A 20591-nucleotide genomic window follows, 5' to 3' on the forward strand; every position below is an offset into this window, starting at 1 on the left:
GTTGTGAGCTTAAAGTGTTCCGTTACCTGAAATCCTCGCACTTCGAGTTCCGCTTCGAGTGTCGTTTTTTTTTACCATCTAGTGCCAGCTATCATACTCCAATCATTGGCTATACACATCAGTAAAATAGCGCCTTAGCAAAAGGGCTGTTAGCGGCTGAAGCCATCGCTGCTCAGCATTTGTCCGCTACCGATAGAAATGGCTGGCAAGACGGTTCCAGCCTTGTATCACATGCACGCGGCCCTGCCCGGTATTACGTGCCTGGCAAACCTTAATCTGGCATGCAATCGTCCAGCGATCTTTACAGCCAGGTACGGCAACTAAAGGGCCTGGTTGACCGCCGCATCGACACTTCTGCGCCCGTATATCCACCCTGCCCCCTGTGTTTTAACTGTGTGGCTTTGTTTTACCATATTTGCCAGCCAAACCGATATGCTAAATAAACCAGGCGTAGGACATCTTCATAAAAGCGGTTCGTCGATCTGCACGCAGGCTGAGCAGCTCGTCGTTCTGACTGGCATATTCTGAATAGCCGAGGAAAAACACCGTTTGTGGATTCACCTCATATGAGTACAGCAACTGCGAGGACAACCCTTGTTCACGGCGGTACAAACCTTCTCTGGCTACCGGGTTAAAATGCGCCAGGCCCAGATGGGTGTCATCCAATATCATGGTCAGGCGCAACGCCGAATGGCTGGAAAACTGGTAAGTCAGGCGCAAGTCGGTAAGATTGGCGTCCAACACGTCATTGCCCTGGTCTTTCAGCCGCGTGTATTCATTGCGTACCTGCAATTGCAGGTTGCGGTTAAAGGCGACTTTGGCCTCAGACTCCATATACAACAAATCAGACAACCTGTTGTTGTACAGGTCCAGTTCGTCGCCCTTCTCCACATACACACTCAGGTAAGTACTGGATAACGGGCTGGCTTCGATAAAAAATGTAAGGCCTTTTTCGTCGAATCGCCCGGCATTACCCGTTATCGTCAACAGGTTGTGATTGGTACGCGGTCCGGCTCGCTCACGGCGGAAGAAGCCCAATTCAATCGCGCTGTCCCACAGACTGTCCAGGCCGATACTACCTTCCCATTCCCGCTCCAGCAGTTCATTGGCCTGATTATGGGTAATGTCCCAATCCAGATAGAAGTGCAGTGCACTCCACCAACTTGGCTGCTGCGGATACAGGCTATGCCCGCCCCCTACCACGCTGCGTTTCCAGTCAGCTTGAGGCATAAAGCCCAAATCAGCGCGAAAATCCTCGCCAATATTTTCATGTTCAATAAACACATTGCCATTTTGGAAACTATGCTCGTAATGCAAATACCAGGCATGGTCTGACTGGGCCGGTTGACTGGCGCGAACGACGGTTTCATCCCAGAGTAAGGACGATAACTGTGCCGGGTTATCCGTTTCTGAATGCGCCACTAGCAAGGTCAGCGTGTCCTGTTCGGTGAAACGATAGTTCAGATCCAGTGCCCCCAGACGATTCGCATAGTCATCGGCCTGACGATAAGTGGTCATTGCGCCCAGTGTTAGCTGTTTGGTCAGATTGTGCGCATAGCGGGCTGCCAGGTTTTTACTTTTTTCGGCTAACGTGGCAGACGCAGAGCCCAGGTTGCCGGGCACAATAAATGACGTGCTGTCATCATCGGCGACAAACAAGCCAAAGGTATGCTCTGCCACCCGCCCGGTTACTTTTACCCCCAACGAAGGAGCTAACAGGTTACGGGTGTGGACTAAATCCCAGGGGGATGTGAAATAGTCAGCATTTTCGGTAAAAAATGGGCGTTTCTCGTCGAAAAATAAGTTAAATGACTCGTTTACCGCCAATTGTGCCGAATCCGCCTCAACCTGCGAAAAGTCGGGATTCAGGGTAGCGTTCAGCGTCACGTCTTCGCTGATACTCCATTTCAGGTCCAGCCCTAACTGCTGTTGCCGTTGACGTTGCCAGGCTGAATTTGTGCTGCGGTCCCGGCTGTCTTCAATGCTGCTGACCAAGGCCGGGGCCAGCACCAGGCTTTGCGTTGAACGAATATCGGCAAAGCCGGTATACAAAGGCATCTGGCATACCCAGCATTCGTTGGCATGGCTGATATCCACGCTGGAAATACGTTGTTCCTGATCTCTGGGCCAGAACCGCACAAATTCCATGGCCCATTGCTTCGGCCCCTGAATATTAGGGAAATTCATAATATGCAAGGGGATCGCCACTTCCACCTGATAACCCTGCTCGGTAATATGACCGACCGCCTGCCAGTGGCCATCCCAACCGGATGATTCATCGCCGGTTACAGCATTCTCAATCACATCAGCCTGGCTGCCCAAAGCATTGGCAAAAAACTGATAGGCCAGCCTGTGGTTACCATAGGTATCAATTTTCACCCCGACGATGTCGTCGCCCCAGATATTGTCGCGCTTTCGATAGGCCGCTCTGATGTGCTGTGGGTTTGGGTCCTTGGCGTCAAAGGCAAGATATAAATACTCACCATTTTCAAATACCCTGACGCTGGTTTGCACCTCTGCTTCGCCCTGATCGGACGGCTCAGTAATGTGGTAGATAGCAATAGTTTTGGCCTGTTGCCAGATGGCTTCGTCAAACCAGCCATCCAGTTCAATGGGCTGATTTAGATGCGGAATGGTCTCGTCGGCCAGCACACTCAGGCTAAGTAGCCCAAGCATGACGGTTAGTCTGGCTTGTTGCATTGTGAATTTGTCCTTACGGCCATGCATTCTGTGGCAGGCTCGTCGTTGGGCTGAGTGCCCTTCCCCTGAAAATTAAGGCGCTGATCTTCAACTATTTTGTGATGCCAGGCAAGTCTCTGCTGCCGCGACGACAGTACATAAACAACAAGTCTGTATAAAAAAGCCGACCAGCAGGTCGGCTATATTCAGCTTATAGCCCTGCGGCCCAACGCTTGAGTTTGGCTTCCAGTACCGGCATCGGCATGGCACCGTCAATCAGCACCTGGGTATGGAACTTCCGCACATCAAATGTATCGCCAAGCTGGGCAGCCAGTTGTTCCCGCAACTCGCGGATTTTACGCTGACCAATTTTGTAGGACAGGGCCTGACCGGGTATGGCGATATAGCGCTCCACTTCGGCCTCGATATCTGCCTCGCCCATGGAAGAATTCTGGCGCATAAAGTCGATGGCCTGTTCACGGGTCCAGCCCTTGGCATGCAGGCCGGTATCTACCACCAGGCGCATGGCGCGTAGCTGTTCATCTGACAACCTGCCGTACCACATGTAGGGATCAGTAAACAGGCCCAGCTCTTTACCCAGACTTTCCGCATAGAGTGCCCAGCCTTCGGCAAACACGGTATAAAACTCGTATTTACGAAAATCCGGAAGCGCGTCCACTTCCTGCTGTATGGCGATCTGGAAATGATGGCCCGGCGCCGCTTCGTGAATACTTAAGGTCTCCACCAGGTATTTGGGCTGCGACTTTAAATCATGGGTATTAATATAAAAAATCCCCGGTCTGGAGCCATCTGGTGCGGGCTGCTGATAACTGGCACCAGCCGATGACGCGGCCCGGTAAGCTTCCACCGCTTTCACCTCGTAGTCGGCCTTGGGAAATACCTCAAACAGGGCTGGCAAACGACTATTGATATCGGCTTTGACCTGCTCATAAGCCTGGATCACCTGTTCTTCACTGCTAAAGAAAAATTGCGGGTCGGTTTTAAGGTGTGTAAAAAATGCCTGCAAATCACCACTAAAGCCTACCTGTTGGCGCACTTTATTCATTTCGCTGCGAATTCTGGCCACTTCGTTTAAGCCGTATTGGTGAATCTCATCCGCACTTAATGGTAACGTGGTGTTCACCGCTATCATATGTTCGTACCAGGCCTTTCCATCCGCCAGGGCTGACAATCCAACGGATTCACGCCCCGCAGGCAGGTACTCGTTCAACATAAAATCATAAGTACGCTGATAAGCAGGCACAATGACCTGCATGATCATCTTATTGTAAGCTTCACTGATACTGGCTTTTTGCGCCGGACTGAGCTGGGCATTGCTGTCCAGCATCTTAACCGGGCCATAAAACACGCTGTCCTGGGGGTTGCTGACAATATGCGCCTGCAACTGCGGCAGCACCTTGACGATCAGGCTTTTAGGTAACACAACCTGCTTTTGTATCCCTTCACGCATGGCCGCAATGGCACTGTCCATATAAGTCGCAAAGCCCTGGCTACGCTGAATAAAGTTGTTGTAATCGGCTTCGCTGTTAAATGGTTGGGCACTGCTGCCAGAGCCCAGCATTGGGTAAAAATTCTGTACTCCCCACATCTGGTTAAAGGGCATCAGATGGCTGGGAAACCGCAGACCGTCCACCGCCTGCTGGCGGGCATACAGGAAAATCTCATGGCTTAGGCGATCCTGTCCTTGCAACTGACTGGCATCGATCTGCTTGGCCAGAGCCAGATATTTACGTTCAAAGGCGGCTGTTTTCGCCAGACTTTCAGCACTGATAGGCGCGCTAAACAGGTGGTTGTAATCCATCACCCCCACCATGGTGGCGGACAGCGGGTTCATCGCCAGGTTTTCATTAAAGTAGTTATCTACCAGTTCACGTAATTTAGTCGCTTCGCTCTCTGTCGGTTGGCTGCTAACGGCGCTTTGAACCTCTGTCATCGGTGGGTTGCTTTGACAACCGGCCAATACCAGTGCCAGGCTGGCGGCAAGAATATGTACACGCATAGGGTTCCTGTTTGATTGTATTTTTGCGGTATTCAAGCACAGCTTTGCGTATTTGCACTATGAAATTCCACCACTTGCAGCAAAAGACGACCAAAGATTGTGGCTGTGCGGTTTGAGCCCAATAGCGCAACCCGCTAGAATAACTGCAAAAATACCAATAGCCCTACCCTATGAAAAAACATATCTATGTGGCCTATACCGGCGGCACTATCGGCATGCGTCCTTCCAGCAAGGGCTATGTCTGTGTACCTGGTTTCCTGTCGAAAACCTTAAGCAAGATGCCCGAGTTTCACCGGGATGAAATGCCGCAGTTCACTATTCATGAATATGACCAGCTCATGGACTCCTCAGATATGTCGTCGCTGGACTGGCAACATATCGCCGATGATATTCAGGCCAATTACGACAGCTACGACGGTTTCATTATTCTGCATGGCACCGACACTATGGCCTACACCGCCTCGGCACTGTCATTTATGCTGGAAAACCTGACCAAGCCTGTGATCGTCACCGGCTCACAAATTCCACTGGCCGAGATCCGCAGTGACGGACAGGTTAATCTGCTCAATGCGCTGTATCTGGCGGCCAATTATCCGGTCCATGAGGTATGTTTATTTTTTAACAACCAATTACTGCGCGGTAACCGCAGTCGCAAGATCCACGCTGATGGTTTTAATGCCTTCGCTTCGCCGAACTTTCCGGCACTGATGGAAGCCGGCATCAACATTCAGGTACTGGAAGGGCAAGTCAAACCTGTGGTGCAGCAGCCACTGCAGGTTAGCCCGGTCACCGCCCAGCCCATAGGGGTGGTAACCCTGTATCCGGGGATCAGCAGCGAAGTGATCAGAAATACCCTGCAACAGCCGGTAAATGCTCTGATCTTACTAAGCTATGGCGTAGGTAATGCACCGCAAAATCAGGCGTTACTGGAACAACTTGAGCAAGCCAGGCAAAAAGGCATTATCGTGCTTAACTGTACTCAGTGTCTGCGCGGCAAGGTTAATATGGCAGGCTATGCCACCGGTAATGCGCTGGCACAAGTAGGCGTTGTCTCTGGTGGCGATATGACCCTGGAAGCCGCTCTGGCTAAGCTGCATTATCTGCTCAGCAAAAAGCTGCCGGTAGACGACACCCGCCGTTTACTGATGGAAAATCTGCGTGGTGAATTAAGCGTTTGATGTTGGCAGTTTGCAGTTGGCAGTTTGCAGTTTGCAGTTTGCAGTTTGCAGTTTGCAGTTTGCAGTTTGCAGTTTGCAGTTTGCAGTTTGCAGTTTGATCTGTGACTCGCCCTCATGCTCTGTCAACGGATTTCTGCCATCTGACCACTTAATTCAGCTAACTGCCGACTGATTACTTCCCCCCTGTCGGACTCAAGTCCGACCCACGGCGCTTAGAATTAGCTTTGCTGTCGGAATAAATTCCGACCCACTGTAGGTTGGGCTTAAGCCCAACAAAATTCAATGGCTGCCCTGGTTTCCATCATTCTGTCAGCGCAATGCTGTTTACGGCTCACTGACTACTGCTAACTGCCAACTTACGACTGAAGCACCTCTTGCTTTTCTCAGCGCTCTCAGCGACTCGGCGGTGAATAACTTTCGGCTTTTAGTGGTTTTAGTGGTTTTAGTGGCAAATATGCCCTAAACCAGCTCGGCAAAGCAGCCGCCAGTGGCACTCAGTAAGGTATCCGGGTTTAGTTCAATTTCCAGGCCCCGACGTCCACCGCTAACAAAGATACTGGTATATTCTCTGGCGGACACATGTACAAAGGTAGCCAGCATTTTCTTCTGCCCAATCGGGCTGACCCCACCTAAAACATAGCCGGTAGTGCGCTGCACTTTGTCAGGTTTTGCCATTTCGGCCTTTTTGCATGTAGCCGCTTTGGCCAGCTGTTTAAGATTTAACTGCTGATCTACCGGCACAACGGCCACCACCAGTTGCCCTTTTTCTGTTTCAGCAACCAACGTCTTAAACACGCGCTCTGGTGTCACCGCCAGCTTTTCGGCCGCTTCCAGACCAAAAGAGGGGTGACCCGCATCATGCTGATACTGATGCAATCTAAACTCGGCCCTGGCCTTTTGCAGACTGTTGATTGCCGGTGTCATGCTTATCCTGAATAGATGACGCCCATTGCTGGGCGTCTGGTTATCGGTGCAGTTGGCCTGCGTGCTCTGGTTGGTAGAGTACCTCATCAATATGCACGGTCAATGTTTTACCACCCGGCGCCGGCCATTGCATATCATCCCCCTGTGAGAGGCCGATCAGGGCGCTGCCAATCGGAGCCAATATAGAAATCTTGTCGCCTGTGTCATCCATATCTTTGGGAAACACCAGGGTTTTACAGAATGATTCACCGCTGGACGCGACCTTAAATCGCACCGTGGAATTCATGGTAACCACGCCGGGCGGAATGTCGCTGCTGTCAACATTCTCGGCCCGGTCCAGTTCCCTCAGCAATTCCGTTTTACCGGGAAAGGCTTTGTCCGATAATGAATCCAGCATGGCTTCCAGCCGATCAGCGTCCTGGTTGGAAATGAGTATTCTGGGTTGCGTTGTCATTTTTCCTCTTTAGTCCTTCCGTATTCAGGAAATGGACAGTACATAAAAAAAAGCCCCGTCATTTGACGGGGCCAGCGTTATTGCTTGCGGGTCAAATGCCACCTGGGGGGGCAAAAAGTCGTGTCAGGCGCGGCAATTGCTCCTGTTCTTCAACACTTAACGGCCCCTGATTAATCCACTGACATAACAATTGGTCCATATCCGGTGTTTCACCCTGCTCAAGTTTGTCGGTCATCATCTGTAGCTGAACTTCACGTCTAAGCTCAGTGTCTTCTGTAGCTGACGCCTGGCCACGTAGTAATTCCATTTTAATCAGCAACTGCAGGCGACTCTGCTCGCCGCCAGGTTGCAAAAATGCCTGACGCCAACTGCCAGGCAAACGTTCAATCTGCTCTGGCGGCGGATTTTGTGACCAACCACCCAACACATCGAACAGCAGCTCATACTTAGCCAGTTGCTGCTGCTGGCGCAGGGTATCAGCCTTAGCCGCAAACTTGTCCTGCACTTTCTGCCAGTCACGTTGCACCTGCTGCGCAGCTTTATCATCCAGTTGTGCCAAAAGCCTTTGCAGCTTTTCACTGGTTTGCTCTTGCAAGGTTAGCAACTCTGCATGATTTTGCAGCGAAACAAGTGCCAACTCAGTTTGCTTAAGAAGGTCTTGTACTTCGCTGAGCAGGGTTTGATTGGCCTGACGGCGGTTGTCAAACTCCTGATTGCGCTTAGCAAACAGTGCGTCATTGGCGCTACGAAATGCGTCCCACAACAACCTTTCCTGTTTAGCCCGTACACGACCAACCTGCTTCCAGCTTTCCTGTAACTGTTTGGCCTGATGGGTGGCTTCATTGATATCATCCAGTGCCAACAACTCCTGCACTTTATCGATAAGGCGCTGTTTTTGCGCTTCATTGTCCTGATACCAGCTTTGCAGTTTGGCTTTAACCGGTGCACATAGCTCTCGGTACTGCTGATTCAAATTTTGTAACTGGCGATAATCCACGTCGCCCACATCACGCCATTGTTGTTGCAGACTTTGCAAAGACTTGGCCAGTTGGTCCATGTCCATTGTCTGCGCCTGCAATTGCCGAAGCTGTTCAAGCAGCCCCTGCTTGGCCAGCAAGTTGGCTTCACGGCGTTGTTGTTCCAGCGCATATTGTTCCCTGACTGGCGCAAACGCCAGTTCACAAGCCAAGTCAAAGGCCTGATTCAATTGCAGATCTTCCTCGGTGTCGAGCTTGCCTAAGGTATTCCATTGGCTGCGCAGTTGTTTAACCTTGTCTGCCTGCGCTTTAGCATCCAGCGGCTTATCAGCCAATGCCTGAATTTCTTCCAGCAGCGCAGGTTTGCGCGGCTGGGCGATATAGGCCTGCCATTCTTTCAGGTTTTCAATATGTTCGCGGACCTGTTCGAACAAGCGCTGTACTTTGTCCTGCTCTGTTTCAGGCAGGGCCTGATGCCATTTCTGTACTCGCTGATACATGGACATCGCAGCGTGGAACTTACCGGTTTGCACCAACTCCTGAACTTTGCGCAGACTGCCTCTGACCTTATTCAGTTGTGCTTTGGCTTCCTGATTCAGGGTATGAATAGCGTTTTGCCAGGCCTTGTCCAACGTCTGCCAGTCTTTTTGCACCGACTGCGGCCATAAGGCATCAAACTGACGTTTCAGTGCACGGTAAGCACCGCGTGCTTCCTGCCAGGCTTTTTGCGCCTCATTCAATTCAGCCAAATTGGCTGGCACGGCAACATCCTGCAAGGTGCTCAGCAGTGCCTTCGCCCCTTGCACTGCCTGTTGCAGGGCCGGGAGTTTTTGCAGATCCATTTCGGCCTGATTAAGACGATTTTGCAATGACTCTGTGTCGCGACTGTTGCTGATATGACTCAGCTCAGCCCGGCATTGGCCAATACGCTGGATGAAATCCAGCCTTTGTGGGTCAGTCATTTGCAGCGCAGTATCCTGACTGCTCAATGTCTCAAGCAAACTGCGGGTCTTTGCTATCAACTGTTGCTCGAGTTCAGCCGCTTCACGCTCAGCTTCAGCTTGTTGCCAGGCCTGTTTGACAGACTCGGCACGCCGCTCGGCCTTCTGACACAAATCCTGATACTTCTGACTGATCTCCTCGTTGATTGCCTGTGGCAGCTCAGACAACTGCTGCTGATAAGCAGAAAACTGTGCTTTGAGCTCATCCAGTTGTTGGCACAATAACGGATAATCCTGGTTATCTTTAAGGGCCAATAACTTAGCCAGGATCAGGCGCAAGGTTTTTTCCAGTTGTTGCTTGTCGATTTTATCCTGGCTTAACTTTTCAAGCTTTTGTCTGGCCAGCGCTACCACGCGGCTATCTTTATGCTTGCGCAGCATACGTTGCAGGCAGTCTTCGTCCTGTTCCAGTTCAGCCAGTCGCAGCGGCAGATCTGCGTTGTGGCTTTCAAACATCACCCGTTGCCGCAGGGATGCCTTGTTAAGCTTAGCCAGAATTGCCTGACTGAGCGCTGGCTCGTCATGTTGCCATTTTTGCAGTAACAGTTTTTCCAGCAAGCCATGATTGGTGCATTCCTGCACAAAGGTCTGACGTTGTTTATCGCTCAGACTTTCCCCCTGACCTTCCAGTAAGGTGGCTTCCACCCGCTGCTGCGCCCTTTTATGAATGCGTTCCTGCTTTTCGGTCTGCGCCAGTTTCCACCACAGGGCAAAACTGTCCAGCCGATCCAGGGCGGCCAGCCTGACGTTAAGATTTTCATCGTTGAACGCCATTTCATGTAACTGCGTCTTGTGCTCTGGCTGGGCTGGGTCTAAGTCCGCAATGGCCGCCTGCCTGACCTTAGGATCAGGATGCTGATACTTGGGACGAAACAAACTTTTAAATATCATCCGCTTTAAACCTGGCAATAGAGGGTTGGAACTGCTGTTTCAATTCTTGTTTAGACTTATGCACTATGCTGCCATCTGCACCAATGGTCATATGCTCATCGGACTTCAGGACCTGAGCCTGATAAAGCATCACCGCCTGCATACTGCTGTCACGCTGTGCTTCACTTAAGGTAGAACCATCAGGCCATTTGCCGGTTTCCACCGCTTGTAGCAAGCGCTGGTAAACCTGCGGGGTCATGGCATTGACCATCTGCTGAATACTCATTAATCGAACTTCTTCATAAAAATCAAACGAATGCGATTGACCACGTACCAGACAAAGCCAATCACCGAACAACTCATGGCAATATTGTACTGCAACTGCCCATGCCAAAGGCAGATGGGACTGCTGTTATTCACCAGATTAAATGACAACTTACAGGCAAACTCGGTAGACGGGCCGTCTCCCCAATACAAAATGGCAAAGCCAGCAATAAACATCAGCATGGCAACCATAGACTGGGTTTGAATGGACTGGGCCTTTTTAAATTTATTAAAGCGCTGCTTACGCAGAATATCGTCTTCACTTGCCGCCCCGGCAGCAAAACCACAATGTGGGCAAGACTTGGCCTTGTCGGAAATCTTCTTATTGCACGATGGGCAATTAGTCAGGGCCATGGTTCCCCCTTCTTTAATGACATAACATAAGCGCGGCCTGGGCCGCGCTTGTTTTATTCCAATCAGGCTTTGTCTTTAGCCTGTTTGTCCTTGAAATCACGCCAGTACTCGTTGACCGTTTCTTTCATTTCCTTATGCAGCACCATAATACCGAACAGGTTAGGCAGGGTCATCACTACAATGGCCACGGCCGCCAGGTTCCATACCAGGGTGGTATCAGAGAAAGACGCCCAGAAGAAGCCCGCGACGTAAAACACCCGATATGGCATCACCGAACGGGGGCCAAGCAGATAGGTCATGGCCCTGTCACCGTAATAAGACCAGGCAATGGCGGTGGAGAACGCAAACAATAGCAAGCCGATAGATACGATGTACTGACCGTAGTCGCCAAAAAATCCGCGCGTAAAGGCCAGCGTAGTAAGCTGCGCCGAATGCACCAGCGATTTGCCCGACACCAGAATATTGTCTTTTTGCAGGCGACCGTCCACAACATTCAGGGTACCGGTGTAAAGGTCTTCTTTGGCATCAACACTAAATACCACCTCTTCGGCAATGGAGCGGGCATTGATAATAGTGAAACCGCGACTTACCGCTTTACCTGCCACCACTTCAATTTTACCGTTGAATGTTTCAACACTGTGCCCCTCTTCTTTGTTGAGGTAGAGGAATAACTGATGACGGTCTTCGTCCCGTTGCTCTTCGTACTGTCCGGCCAGAATCATCATATCGGCGCGTTCAAATTCGTTGTCGAATTTTTCTTTCCAGACACCAGAAGACAAAATCACCAAGCCTGTCAGGGTACAGATAATAATGGTATCGATAAACGGCTCAAGGATGGACACCATACCTTCTGATACGGGTTCGTCGGCCTTGGCAGCAGCGTGAGCAATAGGCGCAGAGCCTTGTCCCGCTTCGTTAGAGAACAGACCACGGTTTACCCCACGGTTAAAGGCATATGCAATAGTAGCGCCCAAAAAGCCGCCTGCCGCGGCTGAGCCGGTAAAGGCGTCAGAGATAACGGACGCAAAGGCCGGGCCTATGTTCTCGACGTTGTACAAAATAACGGCCAGCGCACCAATGACATACAGCACCGACATAAAAGGTACAATTTTGGACGTAACTTTAGCAATGCGGTGAATCCCCCCCAGGATGACCAGACCAAGCAATACCGCCAGTACACCACCGGTCAGCATCGGTTCCAGGCCAAAGGTTGCCTGCATACCCTGCGCGATATTGTTGATTTGCGGCAGGTTACCGGTACCGAATGAACTGATGACCGTAGCAATGGCAAAGGCGACCGCCAGCCATTTCATATTCAGTCGACGATCCATATAGTACATGGGGCCACCGGCCATGGTGCCATCTTCGGTTTTCACCCGGTATTTGTGCGAAAGTGTGACTTCTACAAACTTTGTTGTCATGCCCAAAAAGGCGGTGGCCCACATCCAGAACAATGCAGCCGGCCCGCCCAGAAAAATGGCGAAGGCAACACCACCAATATTGCCTGTCCCTACCGTACCGGACAAGGCTGTGGTCAGGGCCTGAAAGTGTGTGGTATCACCAGGGGCACCTTTCTTATCCAGCTTGCCGCTGACGACCAGCCAGGCATGCTTAAAGTAGCGGATCTGGGGAAAGCCCAGATACAGAGTAAAAAACAAACCAACGCCCAGCAGCACATAAGGAAACCAGGCGGCACTTCCCAACATGCCGTCCAGGCTGAGTAAAAACTGATTGAAGGATTCCAACGCGTTCCCCTTTGTTATCGTTATTCAGGTTCAGATGACCATCTGTTGCTAAAATCTGCCCGGCGCGCGTCCAGCGTGCCAGGCACTGCGGCAATACCGCTTATTGTTATAGTGGGAAAGTCAGACTTTCCCTTTTGCTTATTCGGGCTTCCCTACCCTATAGAGTCATTAAAGCTGGCTGAGTGCGGCGCGAATGGCAACCAGTACATCCTCGCCCAGTTTTCTGCTTCGCTGAGGTGACCAGCCATAGGCTGCACAGGGCAACTCAGCATTATCTTTAAACGGCATTTCCAGGGTATAAGCCAGACATTGGTAGTCATTGCCAATGGCATTGGAGCCCACGGTCAGGTTAGCTTCACCTGGCTTATCTTTGGGATAACCGTAGGTATCCTGAAATTCCGGCGTGGCTAACATTAATGCCTGCTTAAAGGTACTTTCCAGATGAGCGAGCTTATCGTTGTAATTGGGCGTACCTTCACCACCGGCGACAAAGTTGTAGGGTAAAGCTTCATCACCATGCACATCCAGGAACATATCAACGCCTGTTTGCTGCATTTTTTGCCGCACATGATAAACCTCGGGGCTGTTTTCCAAAGAGGGATGCGCCCACTCACGGTTGAGGTTCACCCCTTTGGCATTGGTGCGTAAATGGCCGCGGACCGAGCCGTCTGGGTTCATATTAGGCACCACATAGAACACCGCCTGTTCCAGCAGTTGTCTGGAAAGACCGTCGTCTTCATTCAGCAGCCTTTCCAGCAGGCCTTCGATCAACCACTCGGCCATGGTTTCACCCGGATGCTGACGCGCGACAATCCACACGGCCTTTTTGCCGGGTTCAGCATGGCCGATGGTCAGTAATGACATATCGCGACCGTCCAGTGTTTCGCCCAAATGACTTAGTTCGCAGTCAAAAGACGTCTGCGCCCAGGCCAGTAAATCCAAATGACGTTCATATGAATACGGGGCAAAGTAGGCGTAATAGGTGGTGGCATATTCGGGGGTGTGGTCGATCGTCAGGGTATCACCGTCAAACTCGCAGTCCACCCGGAACCACTCCTGACGGTCATAAGACGCAACCGCCTGATAACCCTGCCAGCCGTCTGGGTATGCTGATTTGGCTAAATCGCCAATACGTAGTTTGTGGTTAACCATAGGCTGACTCTCCAGCCTGAAATGGAACCATTGATAAAAGTCAGATTGGTTGTCTTTTTTGATGGTCAGATGGATATCGTCGGGGCGCTCAGCCCGCACCACCTGAATATTACCGCTATCAAAATTGCAGCTTATTCTCATTGTAAATATGACGTTAGGTGAATGACCGCGCTAATCTAACATAAAGTGCATCATTTCTCACAAGCTAAAAGGGTCGAACCAGCCGCTTAGCCCCCAATCAGCGCGTGAAACCTAAAGCGCCAGAGCCTGGCGCACTTTCAGGCCGATAGTTGAGCTATAGCCCATATCGCTGGCAACGATGCGATTGTCTGCGTCAAGCAAATAATAGGTGGGGTATCCCAATACCCGGAAGTGCTGCTTTAGCCCTTCGTGGCCCAGCAGAATATCGCCTTTCACCTGGTTATCCTCAACAAATTCAGCCACATCATTGAGCGAGGCATAATCCATCGCCACGCGTTTGATATTAAGCTGCTCGTGATCCAGCCCGTCCAAATTACCTATGCTGACTGCACAGATATTGCACCAGGGGGCAAAAAAGTAAATCAGCGTTGGCTTACCTGGCTCTGCCAGTTCAGCAGTACCGCCCTGTAGCAGTGGCAAGGCGGTCACTGAAACCTCACTGCCGGTGTCCAGCAAATGGCGTTTCTGCCACTGATAAATGGCCCCCAGAGCCAGTAATAACAGCAGCCACTGCAGGGAGGATAAGAGTCTTTTACGCATTAAATAAGTATTCACCCTGAAAAAGTCTTTAAACAGACCGTAAAAGGCGAAACTTATTGCAACTTTGACTGAAAAGACAAGGCAAATCCGCCAGGTGGCTGTAAAAAGTAGATACGTTCACCATGTTCATCCATGGGCCCCTGCGGTGACAATCCCTGTTCTTTGGCCTGGGCCGCAAAGGCATCGGCATCGTCCACCAGGATCTGCAACATAAAACCGGCCGGCATATGCTCGGATTGCTGCCAGATTTCTACCCAACTGCTTCCGGCCGGGAAAATCGCGCCACTGTCACCAAAATCACAGCCATCAAGACGAGGTAACCCCAACTTGTCAAAAAACGCGATCACCTCATCCGCATGGTCAGTAATGCGGCAAAAACGTAATCCCAGAATCTGCATCGTTATTCTCCTTAAAAATCTGAGTTTACTTTTTTTGTTCGAATTGGCGAATTTTTATTCACCGACTAGAGTCACTTTATCCCCTTTGCTGGAGAATCACTATGGCGTCACGGGACCTAAATGACCTGGTGCCTGAAGTAAAAGTCAAAGCGCAACAAGTAATACAGTTTTGTCGTGATGTTGGTGGCTTTGACTTGTTAATTTACTGCACGTTAAGGCCATTGCAAGAGCAGGCCAGGCTTTACCGGCAGTCCAGGGCCAGAGCGGAAATAGAGGACAAACAAAACAAGTTTCGCCAACGTGGCTTTGGCTTTCTGGCTGATATTATTCACCAGGTTGGCCCTTGTTATGGCCGTCATGTCACTAATGCCGCGCCGGGCGAGTCCTGGCATAACTATGGTGAGGCCTGGGACGCGGTACCATTGCTGGGTGGCAAACCGGAATGGAGCTATGTGGATGCCAAAGAACACTGGGACATTTATGGTCAGGGAGTACGTGAAGTCGGTATGCACTGGGCCGGGGACTGGCAAAGCTTTCGTGAATTCCCCCACGCCCAGTTGCGCCCGGGTGGCAACCCATTAAAAACGCAACAGCCAGATGAACTGCTGGCCATTTTACGCGGTAATGGTTTGCTTGCTGAGGGGATGTTGGTTTAACCCCTAAATGCAAAATACCGGGACAAGCCCGGTATTTTGCTCTTCAGAGAAGACGATTAGAGTACATCAGTACAATTAGCCCCGGTACCATACCAGCTATTGGGTGGAGATGACTTTTCGTCTGCGGCATCAGCACCAGCATAGTCAAGAATATAGACTTGGCCTTCTGCATCTTCTGTACGCTCAGAACGACCCAGCACTTTAATAATCACACTGGTCCAGGGCGCTCGGTCTTTTGGATATTCGTACTGTAAGGTAACCCGTCCGTTCTCATCGGTGATCGAATCACTGTCTTTGAATCTGAGGCTGCCAACAATACCCGGCGTCAGGAAGGTGTCACCATTAGTATCTTCGTCAACCGTAGCGCTTTGATCCAGTAAACCGTTATCATTGACGTCCTCGCTGACACAAGTGGCGGTGACAACCGGTACCCATACTTCCCTAATACTGTCCCATTGCCAGGTCCCTTTACGGTAATAGCCGCCTTGGCTGTATGGCAGAGGCTCCAGCACGGCACGTAAGTCTTCGTTCGCTATAGGCGCACCATCGGAGCCGGTAACGAAAACGGCAAACTCTTTGATATAGGTGGTGTTATCCTCGGGTACCACAACAACGTTGCCCGAGCCAAGCGTAATATCAAACGGACGGTTGGCCACAGTTAACAATGTTGAGCCTTCCACGCTACGATTGTCTGCCACCACAGCCTTAATATTGACAGATTCGGCACCGGTAACGGCATTAGACGTAAAGACCACTGTAGCAACCCCGCGATTATCAGTAATAGCGGTTGGCGCAGAAATAGAGCCAGCGCTGGTGTCATCTACGGTAAATTCCACCTGTTTGTTTTTAACCAGGTTACCATCAGGATCCAACACCAATGCGGTAATAGTCGCAGTTTGACCATTAGGACCGACGGTATCCGGCGTGGCATCCACAATAATGCGATCCGCCTGCGTGGCCACAAACTCAACCTGAGCGCGGGCAGTGACAATATTGCCATTAGCGTCCGTACCTTCGGCAGAAATTGCGGCCAGTCCGGCATTGTTGGAGCGGATATTGACTGCCGCTATACCACTGGCATTGGTTGTGGCGGTATGGGAGGAAACAAATTCCCCGCGTGAGGTATTAAAAGCCACCGTGCCACCTGAGTAAGCCACACCATTTTTAAACCAGCGCACACTGATTGAACTGGAGGTATTAATTGGGATCTGTTTAGTTGTGGAAGCAGGTAAGCCCTGAAAACTAAAGTCATCCTGCTGAATGGTAACCGTAAAGCTGGCCTGCGCATTAAGTGCCCGTGCGGTAATAGCATCTTGCCCTGCGCTGGTGGCCCGGTACTTCACCAGAATCTGCCCATTGGCACCGGTTAATACCGTATCACTGCTTAAATCTGGAAATTCACCACTTTGACTGGTGAGCTGCACTGCCCGCTCAACCAGACCATTTCCGTCAGAATCCGCTACAGTAATAGCAAATTCCGCCTCATCATTGATGATGACAGAAGACGGACCATTTATTTTCACTGTGGTTCCAACCACCCGAATAGTAAGCTGTGCTGTCTGATTCCCAGCCGTTGCAGTAACGGTAATATCCCGGTTTTCCGGTTCATTGCGGGTACTCAGTACATTGTTGGCCAAACCTTCAGCATCGGAGGTCACCAGGCTGCTAGTGAGCTGCCCTGAACTGGCACTAAAGCGCACATCAACATCTTCAACCACTGCATTAGATGAATTCTGCACAAGGGCAATCAACTCAATGCCGTCAGCACCTGATGAAGGTAAAATAGTATTCTGGCCTTTGGCAAACAAGCTCAGTTTGGCAATATCTACTGAAGTCTGATTACCGTCTCCGGCTGACGTGAGATTCAGGGTAAAGTCATCAGATTCACCGCTGCGGGCAACCACACTAAAGCCACCTGCAACTTCACCAGCTTTAATGCCAATTTCAGCAATGCCATCAGAATTTGACGTGGCTGTGCCGCTGGCAGGATCAAATGTCGCATAGCCATCGGCAGGCATAACAAAGGTGACGAGTTTATTGGCAGCATTGGCACCATTTACCTGAGTTTTGGCTCTGATACGCCACGGCGTGGCAGCGCTCAGCGTGCTATTGCTGGGATTCACTTCGTTACCCTGGGCATCCACAACAGTAAAGCCGATTGTGACTTCCTCAACCGGTGTAGTGGGATTACCCCCACCATCGGTGCTAAGTGAGCCACCGCCGCCACAGGCAACGAGCAGCAGGCTCAATAAATAAACAGCTACGACTTTAAAGGTTGACTTCATTCTTATCTCCCTAACCTCTGATTGTCTTATGGATAAGCCGTTTGTCTGAATTGGGTATTTTTTAATTTCAGCTTATCCGGCAAAATTGTTAGTCTTAGCCGCTTATAACTATAACGACCTGGACATCTATGGCCCACACTGCAACCAAGTACAGTCTTACCACCAGAATTTTCTTCGGCATGCTGGCCGGCATTCTGTTAGGAACCCTTCTTCGAGCCCTGTTTGATGATAGCGGAGATTTTGCCTTCCGGGTATTAGGCCTGGAGGTTTCTACGTATACGCTTCTGGTAGAAGGTATATTTAATATCATAGGTAAAATTTTTATCGCCAGCCTGCAAATGTTGGTGGTGCCGCTGGTTTTTGTGTCGCTGGTCTGTGGCACCTGTAACCTGTCAGACCCAAGTAAATTGGGGCGTCTGGGAGGCAAGTCAATTTTGCTCTACTTATTTACCACTGCGCTGGCCATCAGTTTGGCGGTGTCGTTCGCGCTGCTGGTCGCCCCGGGTGAAGGTATAAACCTGGATACCAACACCACCTTCAGTGCCAAGGAAGCCCCTTCCCTGTCTGAGGTGATCATTAATATGTTCCCCACCAATCCCATCAATGCCATGGCCGAAGGAAACATGCTGCAGATTATTGTTTTCTCAGTTTTGTTCGGTGTGGCGATGGCCATGTCTGGCAGTGCAGGCAAACGTTTGGGCGACTTATTTGAAGATTTAAACAAGGTGGTGATGCGCCTGGTAACGATTCTGATGAACCTGGCACCATATGGGGTATTCGCCCTGATGGCCAAGCTGTTTGCCACCATTGGCTTTGACACCTTTACCAGCTTACTGAAGTACTTCTTCCTGGTCCTCTTTGTGCTGCTGGTACACGCCTTTGTATCTTACCCGCTGTTGCTTAAACTGTTGTCCGGCCTCAATCCTGTGCAACTGATTAAAAAGATGCGCGACGCGGCACTGTTTGCCTTTAGTACGTCCAGCAGCAGCGCTACCCTGCCGGTTACTCTGGAAACCGCACGCAATAAGTTAGGCGTTAAAAATACCGTGGCCTCTTTTACCGTACCTTTGGGCGCCACCATCAATATGGATGGCACCGCCATTATGCAGGGCGTAGCCACGGTATTTATTGCTCAGGTTTATGGGGTGGATTTGTCGGTTTCAGACTATCTGATGGTGATCCTGACCGCAACCCTGGCATCCATTGGCACGGCGGGTGTACCTGGTGTAGGCCTGATTATGCTGGCCATGGTATTGCAGCAGGTTGGTTTACCGGTGGAAGGGATTGCCCTGATTATTGGGGTTGATCGGTTGCTGGATATGACCCGCACCGCCGTCAATGTCACCGGAGACTGCACCGTGGCCTGTATTGTGGCCAAAAGCGAAGGGGAACTGGACCTGGACACCTACAACAACCCCAATGCCGGTGCCCGTGAGGAAAATGTGGATTTCGAGCACTTCGAGAAAAATCGATAAAGCTCACCGCCCTTCTAGCAACACAAAAAAACCGCAAGTCATTGCGGTTTTTTATATCCAGGGATGGATGGTATGTCGGTGTAGCATGGAGCATTCACCGACGATATCCAGGGATGGTATGTCGGTGTAGCACGGAGCACTCACCGACGATATCCAAGGATGGATGGACAGAAAAGCCGCTCCTGCGTTTTCTGCACTTCCACCGTCCATGGTGGTCGTATTCCGGTGTGGCATGGAACACTCACCGACAATTTCCAGAGAAGGTCACAGGTCGGCGCTGTAAGAACGTTCGCCGACACAGCTCTTACAGCGGATGCTGTGATTTCTGCCACCAGCGGCCGATGCTGGACTCGATGGCCAGACTGGCTGCTTTGCCCAGTTTTTCCATCAGGTTTTTCTTACGGCTGTATTTAACCTGGAAGATTTTTTTGTCCTGATTGGCTTTAAGCAAAAAGTCATCTGAGGTCTGCAGTGCATCCACCAGTTTTAGTTCCAGTGCCTGCACTCCGTACCAGTACTCGCCAGTGGCAACTTTGTCCAGTTCCAGTTCACTGCGATGCTGCTGCACAAACCCTTTAAACAGCTTATGCACTTCTTCCAGCTCTTCACGAAACTTCTGACGGCCCGCCTCGTTGTTTTCACCAAATACAGTCAGGGTACGTTTAAACTCGCCGGCAGTATGCTGCTCCCAATCAATATCGTGCTTCTTCAGCAACTTATTAAAGTTGGGAAGCTGGGCAATCACGCCTATGGAGCCAATAATGGCAAACTTGGATGCAATAACCGTATCCGCCACACAAGCCATCATATAGCCACCGCTGGCCGCCACTTTGTCCACCGCAACGGTTAGCTTAATGTCGGCGTCGCGTAAACGCTGCAATTGTGACGCGGCCAGACCATAACCATGTACCACACCACCACCGCTCTCCAGACGTACTAAAACCTCGTCCTGGGGTTTGGCGATACATAGAATCGCAGTAACTTCCTCTCTTAGTGAGTCCACTTCGTGGGCATCCATAGAGCCCTTAAAGTCCACCACAAATAAGTTAGGTTTTGGCTCGTCGGGGTCAGATTTGTTCTTTTTTTGCTCCTGCTTCTTTTGTTTCTTCAGTGCCTTTTCTTGCTGTTTCCATTCATCCTTACTCAGAATCATCTGCTTAGCATGTTGAGTCAGCTCATCAAGACGTTCAGAAACAGAATGGATTTCCAGCTCACCTTTGTCGGCTTTCTGCCGGCTGGCCAAACCAATAATGCCCCCCACCGCTAATAGCAGGGCAACAACCAGGGTGGCGGCCTTGGCCGTAAATAGTCCGTATTCGTATAGAAATTCCAAGCTTGATTCTCCAAATTGGTCATGC

16 protein-coding genes are annotated in these 20591 nt (G+C 50.7%); 3 read left to right on the forward strand and 13 right to left on the reverse strand.

Going from position 1 to position 20591, the window contains the following annotated elements:
• Positions 1-435 precede the first annotated feature (435 nt).
• Both CSR04_RS14090 and CSR04_RS14095 read right to left on the reverse strand, forming a co-directional pair.
• Positions 436-2700 carry a carbohydrate binding family 9 domain-containing protein gene (locus CSR04_RS14090; protein WP_172449362.1) on the reverse strand — a complete coding sequence of 755 codons (2265 nt, stop codon included), beginning with the start codon at positions 2698-2700 and terminating at the stop codon, positions 436-438.
• 190 nt (positions 2701-2890) lie between these two features.
• Entirely contained in the window at positions 2891-4699 is a 1809-nt protein-coding gene (locus CSR04_RS14095) for a DUF885 domain-containing protein (protein ID WP_102796942.1), read from the reverse strand.
• A gap of 170 nt (positions 4700-4869) precedes the next feature.
• On the opposite strand from CSR04_RS14095, the gene ansA reads away from it, so the two are divergent.
• Positions 4870-5877 (forward strand): asparaginase, encoded by a 1008-nt coding sequence (gene ansA, locus CSR04_RS14100; protein WP_102796943.1) that lies wholly within the window; start codon positions 4870-4872, stop codon positions 5875-5877.
• 459 nt (positions 5878-6336) lie between these two features.
• Here the strand turns inward: ansA and ybaK are convergent, their stop codons facing one another.
• From ybaK to CSR04_RS14150, 9 genes are all read right to left on the reverse strand, one after another.
• Positions 6337-6801, reverse strand: coding sequence for a Cys-tRNA(Pro) deacylase (gene ybaK / locus CSR04_RS14110; protein ID WP_102796945.1), 465 nt, complete (start codon positions 6799-6801; stop codon positions 6337-6339).
• Positions 6802-6841: 40 nt separating this feature from the next.
• Positions 6842-7255: a nucleoside diphosphate kinase regulator gene (gene rnk, locus CSR04_RS14115; RefSeq protein WP_102796946.1), complete on the reverse strand. Its 414-nt coding sequence runs from the start codon at positions 7253-7255 to the stop codon at positions 6842-6844.
• 91 nt (positions 7256-7346) lie between these two features.
• Positions 7347-10124: a DUF349 domain-containing protein gene (locus tag CSR04_RS14120; RefSeq protein ID WP_102796947.1), complete on the reverse strand. Its 2778-nt coding sequence runs from the start codon at positions 10122-10124 to the stop codon at positions 7347-7349.
• Complete coding sequence (locus CSR04_RS14125; RefSeq protein WP_102796948.1) at positions 10114-10389, reverse strand: YeaC family protein; 276 nt, start codon at positions 10387-10389, stop codon at positions 10114-10116. Before CSR04_RS14125 ends, CSR04_RS14120 begins: the two co-directional genes overlap by 11 nt.
• Positions 10389-10781 carry a zinc ribbon domain-containing protein gene (locus CSR04_RS14130; protein WP_102796949.1) on the reverse strand — a complete coding sequence of 131 codons (393 nt, stop codon included), beginning with the start codon at positions 10779-10781 and terminating at the stop codon, positions 10389-10391. Before CSR04_RS14130 ends, CSR04_RS14125 begins: the two co-directional genes overlap by 1 nt.
• Positions 10782-10843: 62 nt before the next feature.
• Positions 10844-12526 (reverse strand): alanine/glycine:cation symporter family protein, encoded by a 1683-nt coding sequence (locus CSR04_RS14135; protein ID WP_102796950.1) that lies wholly within the window; start codon positions 12524-12526, stop codon positions 10844-10846.
• 168 nt (positions 12527-12694) lie between these two features.
• Positions 12695-13819 carry a M14 family metallopeptidase gene (locus CSR04_RS14140; RefSeq protein ID WP_102796951.1) on the reverse strand — a complete coding sequence of 375 codons (1125 nt, stop codon included), beginning with the start codon at positions 13817-13819 and terminating at the stop codon, positions 12695-12697.
• A gap of 111 nt (positions 13820-13930) precedes the next feature.
• Complete coding sequence (locus tag CSR04_RS14145; RefSeq protein WP_102796952.1) at positions 13931-14419, reverse strand: TlpA family protein disulfide reductase; 489 nt, start codon at positions 14417-14419, stop codon at positions 13931-13933.
• A gap of 53 nt (positions 14420-14472) precedes the next feature.
• The gene (locus CSR04_RS14150; protein WP_102796953.1) at positions 14473-14817 is read right to left on the reverse strand and encodes a hypothetical protein; all 345 of its coding nucleotides are present in this window, start codon (positions 14815-14817) and stop codon (positions 14473-14475) included.
• A gap of 101 nt (positions 14818-14918) precedes the next feature.
• On the opposite strand from CSR04_RS14150, the gene CSR04_RS14155 reads away from it, so the two are divergent.
• Entirely contained in the window at positions 14919-15473 is a 555-nt protein-coding gene (locus tag CSR04_RS14155) for a M15 family metallopeptidase (RefSeq protein WP_102796954.1), read from the forward strand.
• 56 nt (positions 15474-15529) lie between these two features.
• Here the strand turns inward: CSR04_RS14155 and CSR04_RS14160 are convergent, their stop codons facing one another.
• Positions 15530-17758: an Ig-like domain-containing protein gene (locus tag CSR04_RS14160; RefSeq protein WP_102796955.1), complete on the reverse strand. Its 2229-nt coding sequence runs from the start codon at positions 17756-17758 to the stop codon at positions 15530-15532.
• A 128-nt stretch (positions 17759-17886) separates the two neighbouring features.
• Between CSR04_RS14160 and CSR04_RS14165 the strand changes: the two genes are divergently transcribed.
• Positions 17887-19233, forward strand: a complete 1347-nt coding sequence (locus CSR04_RS14165; protein WP_102796956.1) for a dicarboxylate/amino acid:cation symporter — start codon at positions 17887-17889, stop codon at positions 19231-19233.
• A 304-nt stretch (positions 19234-19537) separates the two neighbouring features.
• Here CSR04_RS14165 and sohB read toward each other — a convergent pair whose 3' ends face one another.
• Complete coding sequence (sohB, locus tag CSR04_RS14170) at positions 19538-20566, reverse strand: protease SohB (RefSeq protein ID WP_102797086.1); 1029 nt, start codon at positions 20564-20566, stop codon at positions 19538-19540.
• Positions 20567-20591 lie beyond the last annotated feature (25 nt).

It is taken from the genome of Bowmanella denitrificans, from assembly GCF_002887595.1.
Taxonomy (GTDB): Bacteria; Pseudomonadota; Gammaproteobacteria; order Enterobacterales; family Alteromonadaceae; genus Bowmanella; species Bowmanella denitrificans.

Excerpts from the sequence above, each read along its gene's own strand:
- ybaK (WP_102796945.1), bottom strand. The coding sequence starts at position 6,801 with ATGACACCGGCAATCAACAGTCTGCAAAAGGCCAGGGCCGAGTTTAGA.
- CSR04_RS14145 (WP_102796952.1), bottom strand. The coding sequence starts at position 14,419 with ATGCGTAAAAGACTCTTATCCTCCCTGCAGTGGCTGCTGTTATTACTG.
- rnk (WP_102796946.1), bottom strand. The coding sequence starts at position 7,255 with ATGACAACGCAACCCAGAATACTCATTTCCAACCAGGACGCTGATCGG.
- CSR04_RS14165 (WP_102796956.1), top strand. The coding sequence starts at position 17,887 with ATGGCCCACACTGCAACCAAGTACAGTCTTACCACCAGAATTTTCTTC.
- ansA (WP_102796943.1), top strand. The coding sequence starts at position 4,870 with ATGAAAAAACATATCTATGTGGCCTATACCGGCGGCACTATCGGCATG.
- CSR04_RS14160 (WP_102796955.1), bottom strand. The coding sequence starts at position 17,758 with ATGAAGTCAACCTTTAAAGTCGTAGCTGTTTATTTATTGAGCCTGCTG.
- CSR04_RS14150 (WP_102796953.1), bottom strand. The coding sequence starts at position 14,817 with ATGCAGATTCTGGGATTACGTTTTTGCCGCATTACTGACCATGCGGAT.
- CSR04_RS14120 (WP_102796947.1), bottom strand. The coding sequence starts at position 10,124 with ATGATATTTAAAAGTTTGTTTCGTCCCAAGTATCAGCATCCTGATCCT.
- CSR04_RS14090 (WP_172449362.1), bottom strand. The coding sequence starts at position 2,700 with ATGCAACAAGCCAGACTAACCGTCATGCTTGGGCTACTTAGCCTGAGT.
- CSR04_RS14130 (WP_102796949.1), bottom strand. The coding sequence starts at position 10,781 with ATGGCCCTGACTAATTGCCCATCGTGCAATAAGAAGATTTCCGACAAG.
- CSR04_RS14125 (WP_102796948.1), bottom strand. The coding sequence starts at position 10,389 with ATGAGTATTCAGCAGATGGTCAATGCCATGACCCCGCAGGTTTACCAG.
- CSR04_RS14140 (WP_102796951.1), bottom strand. The coding sequence starts at position 13,819 with ATGAGAATAAGCTGCAATTTTGATAGCGGTAATATTCAGGTGGTGCGG.
- CSR04_RS14155 (WP_102796954.1), top strand. The coding sequence starts at position 14,919 with ATGGCGTCACGGGACCTAAATGACCTGGTGCCTGAAGTAAAAGTCAAA.
- CSR04_RS14095 (WP_102796942.1), bottom strand. The coding sequence starts at position 4,699 with ATGCGTGTACATATTCTTGCCGCCAGCCTGGCACTGGTATTGGCCGGT.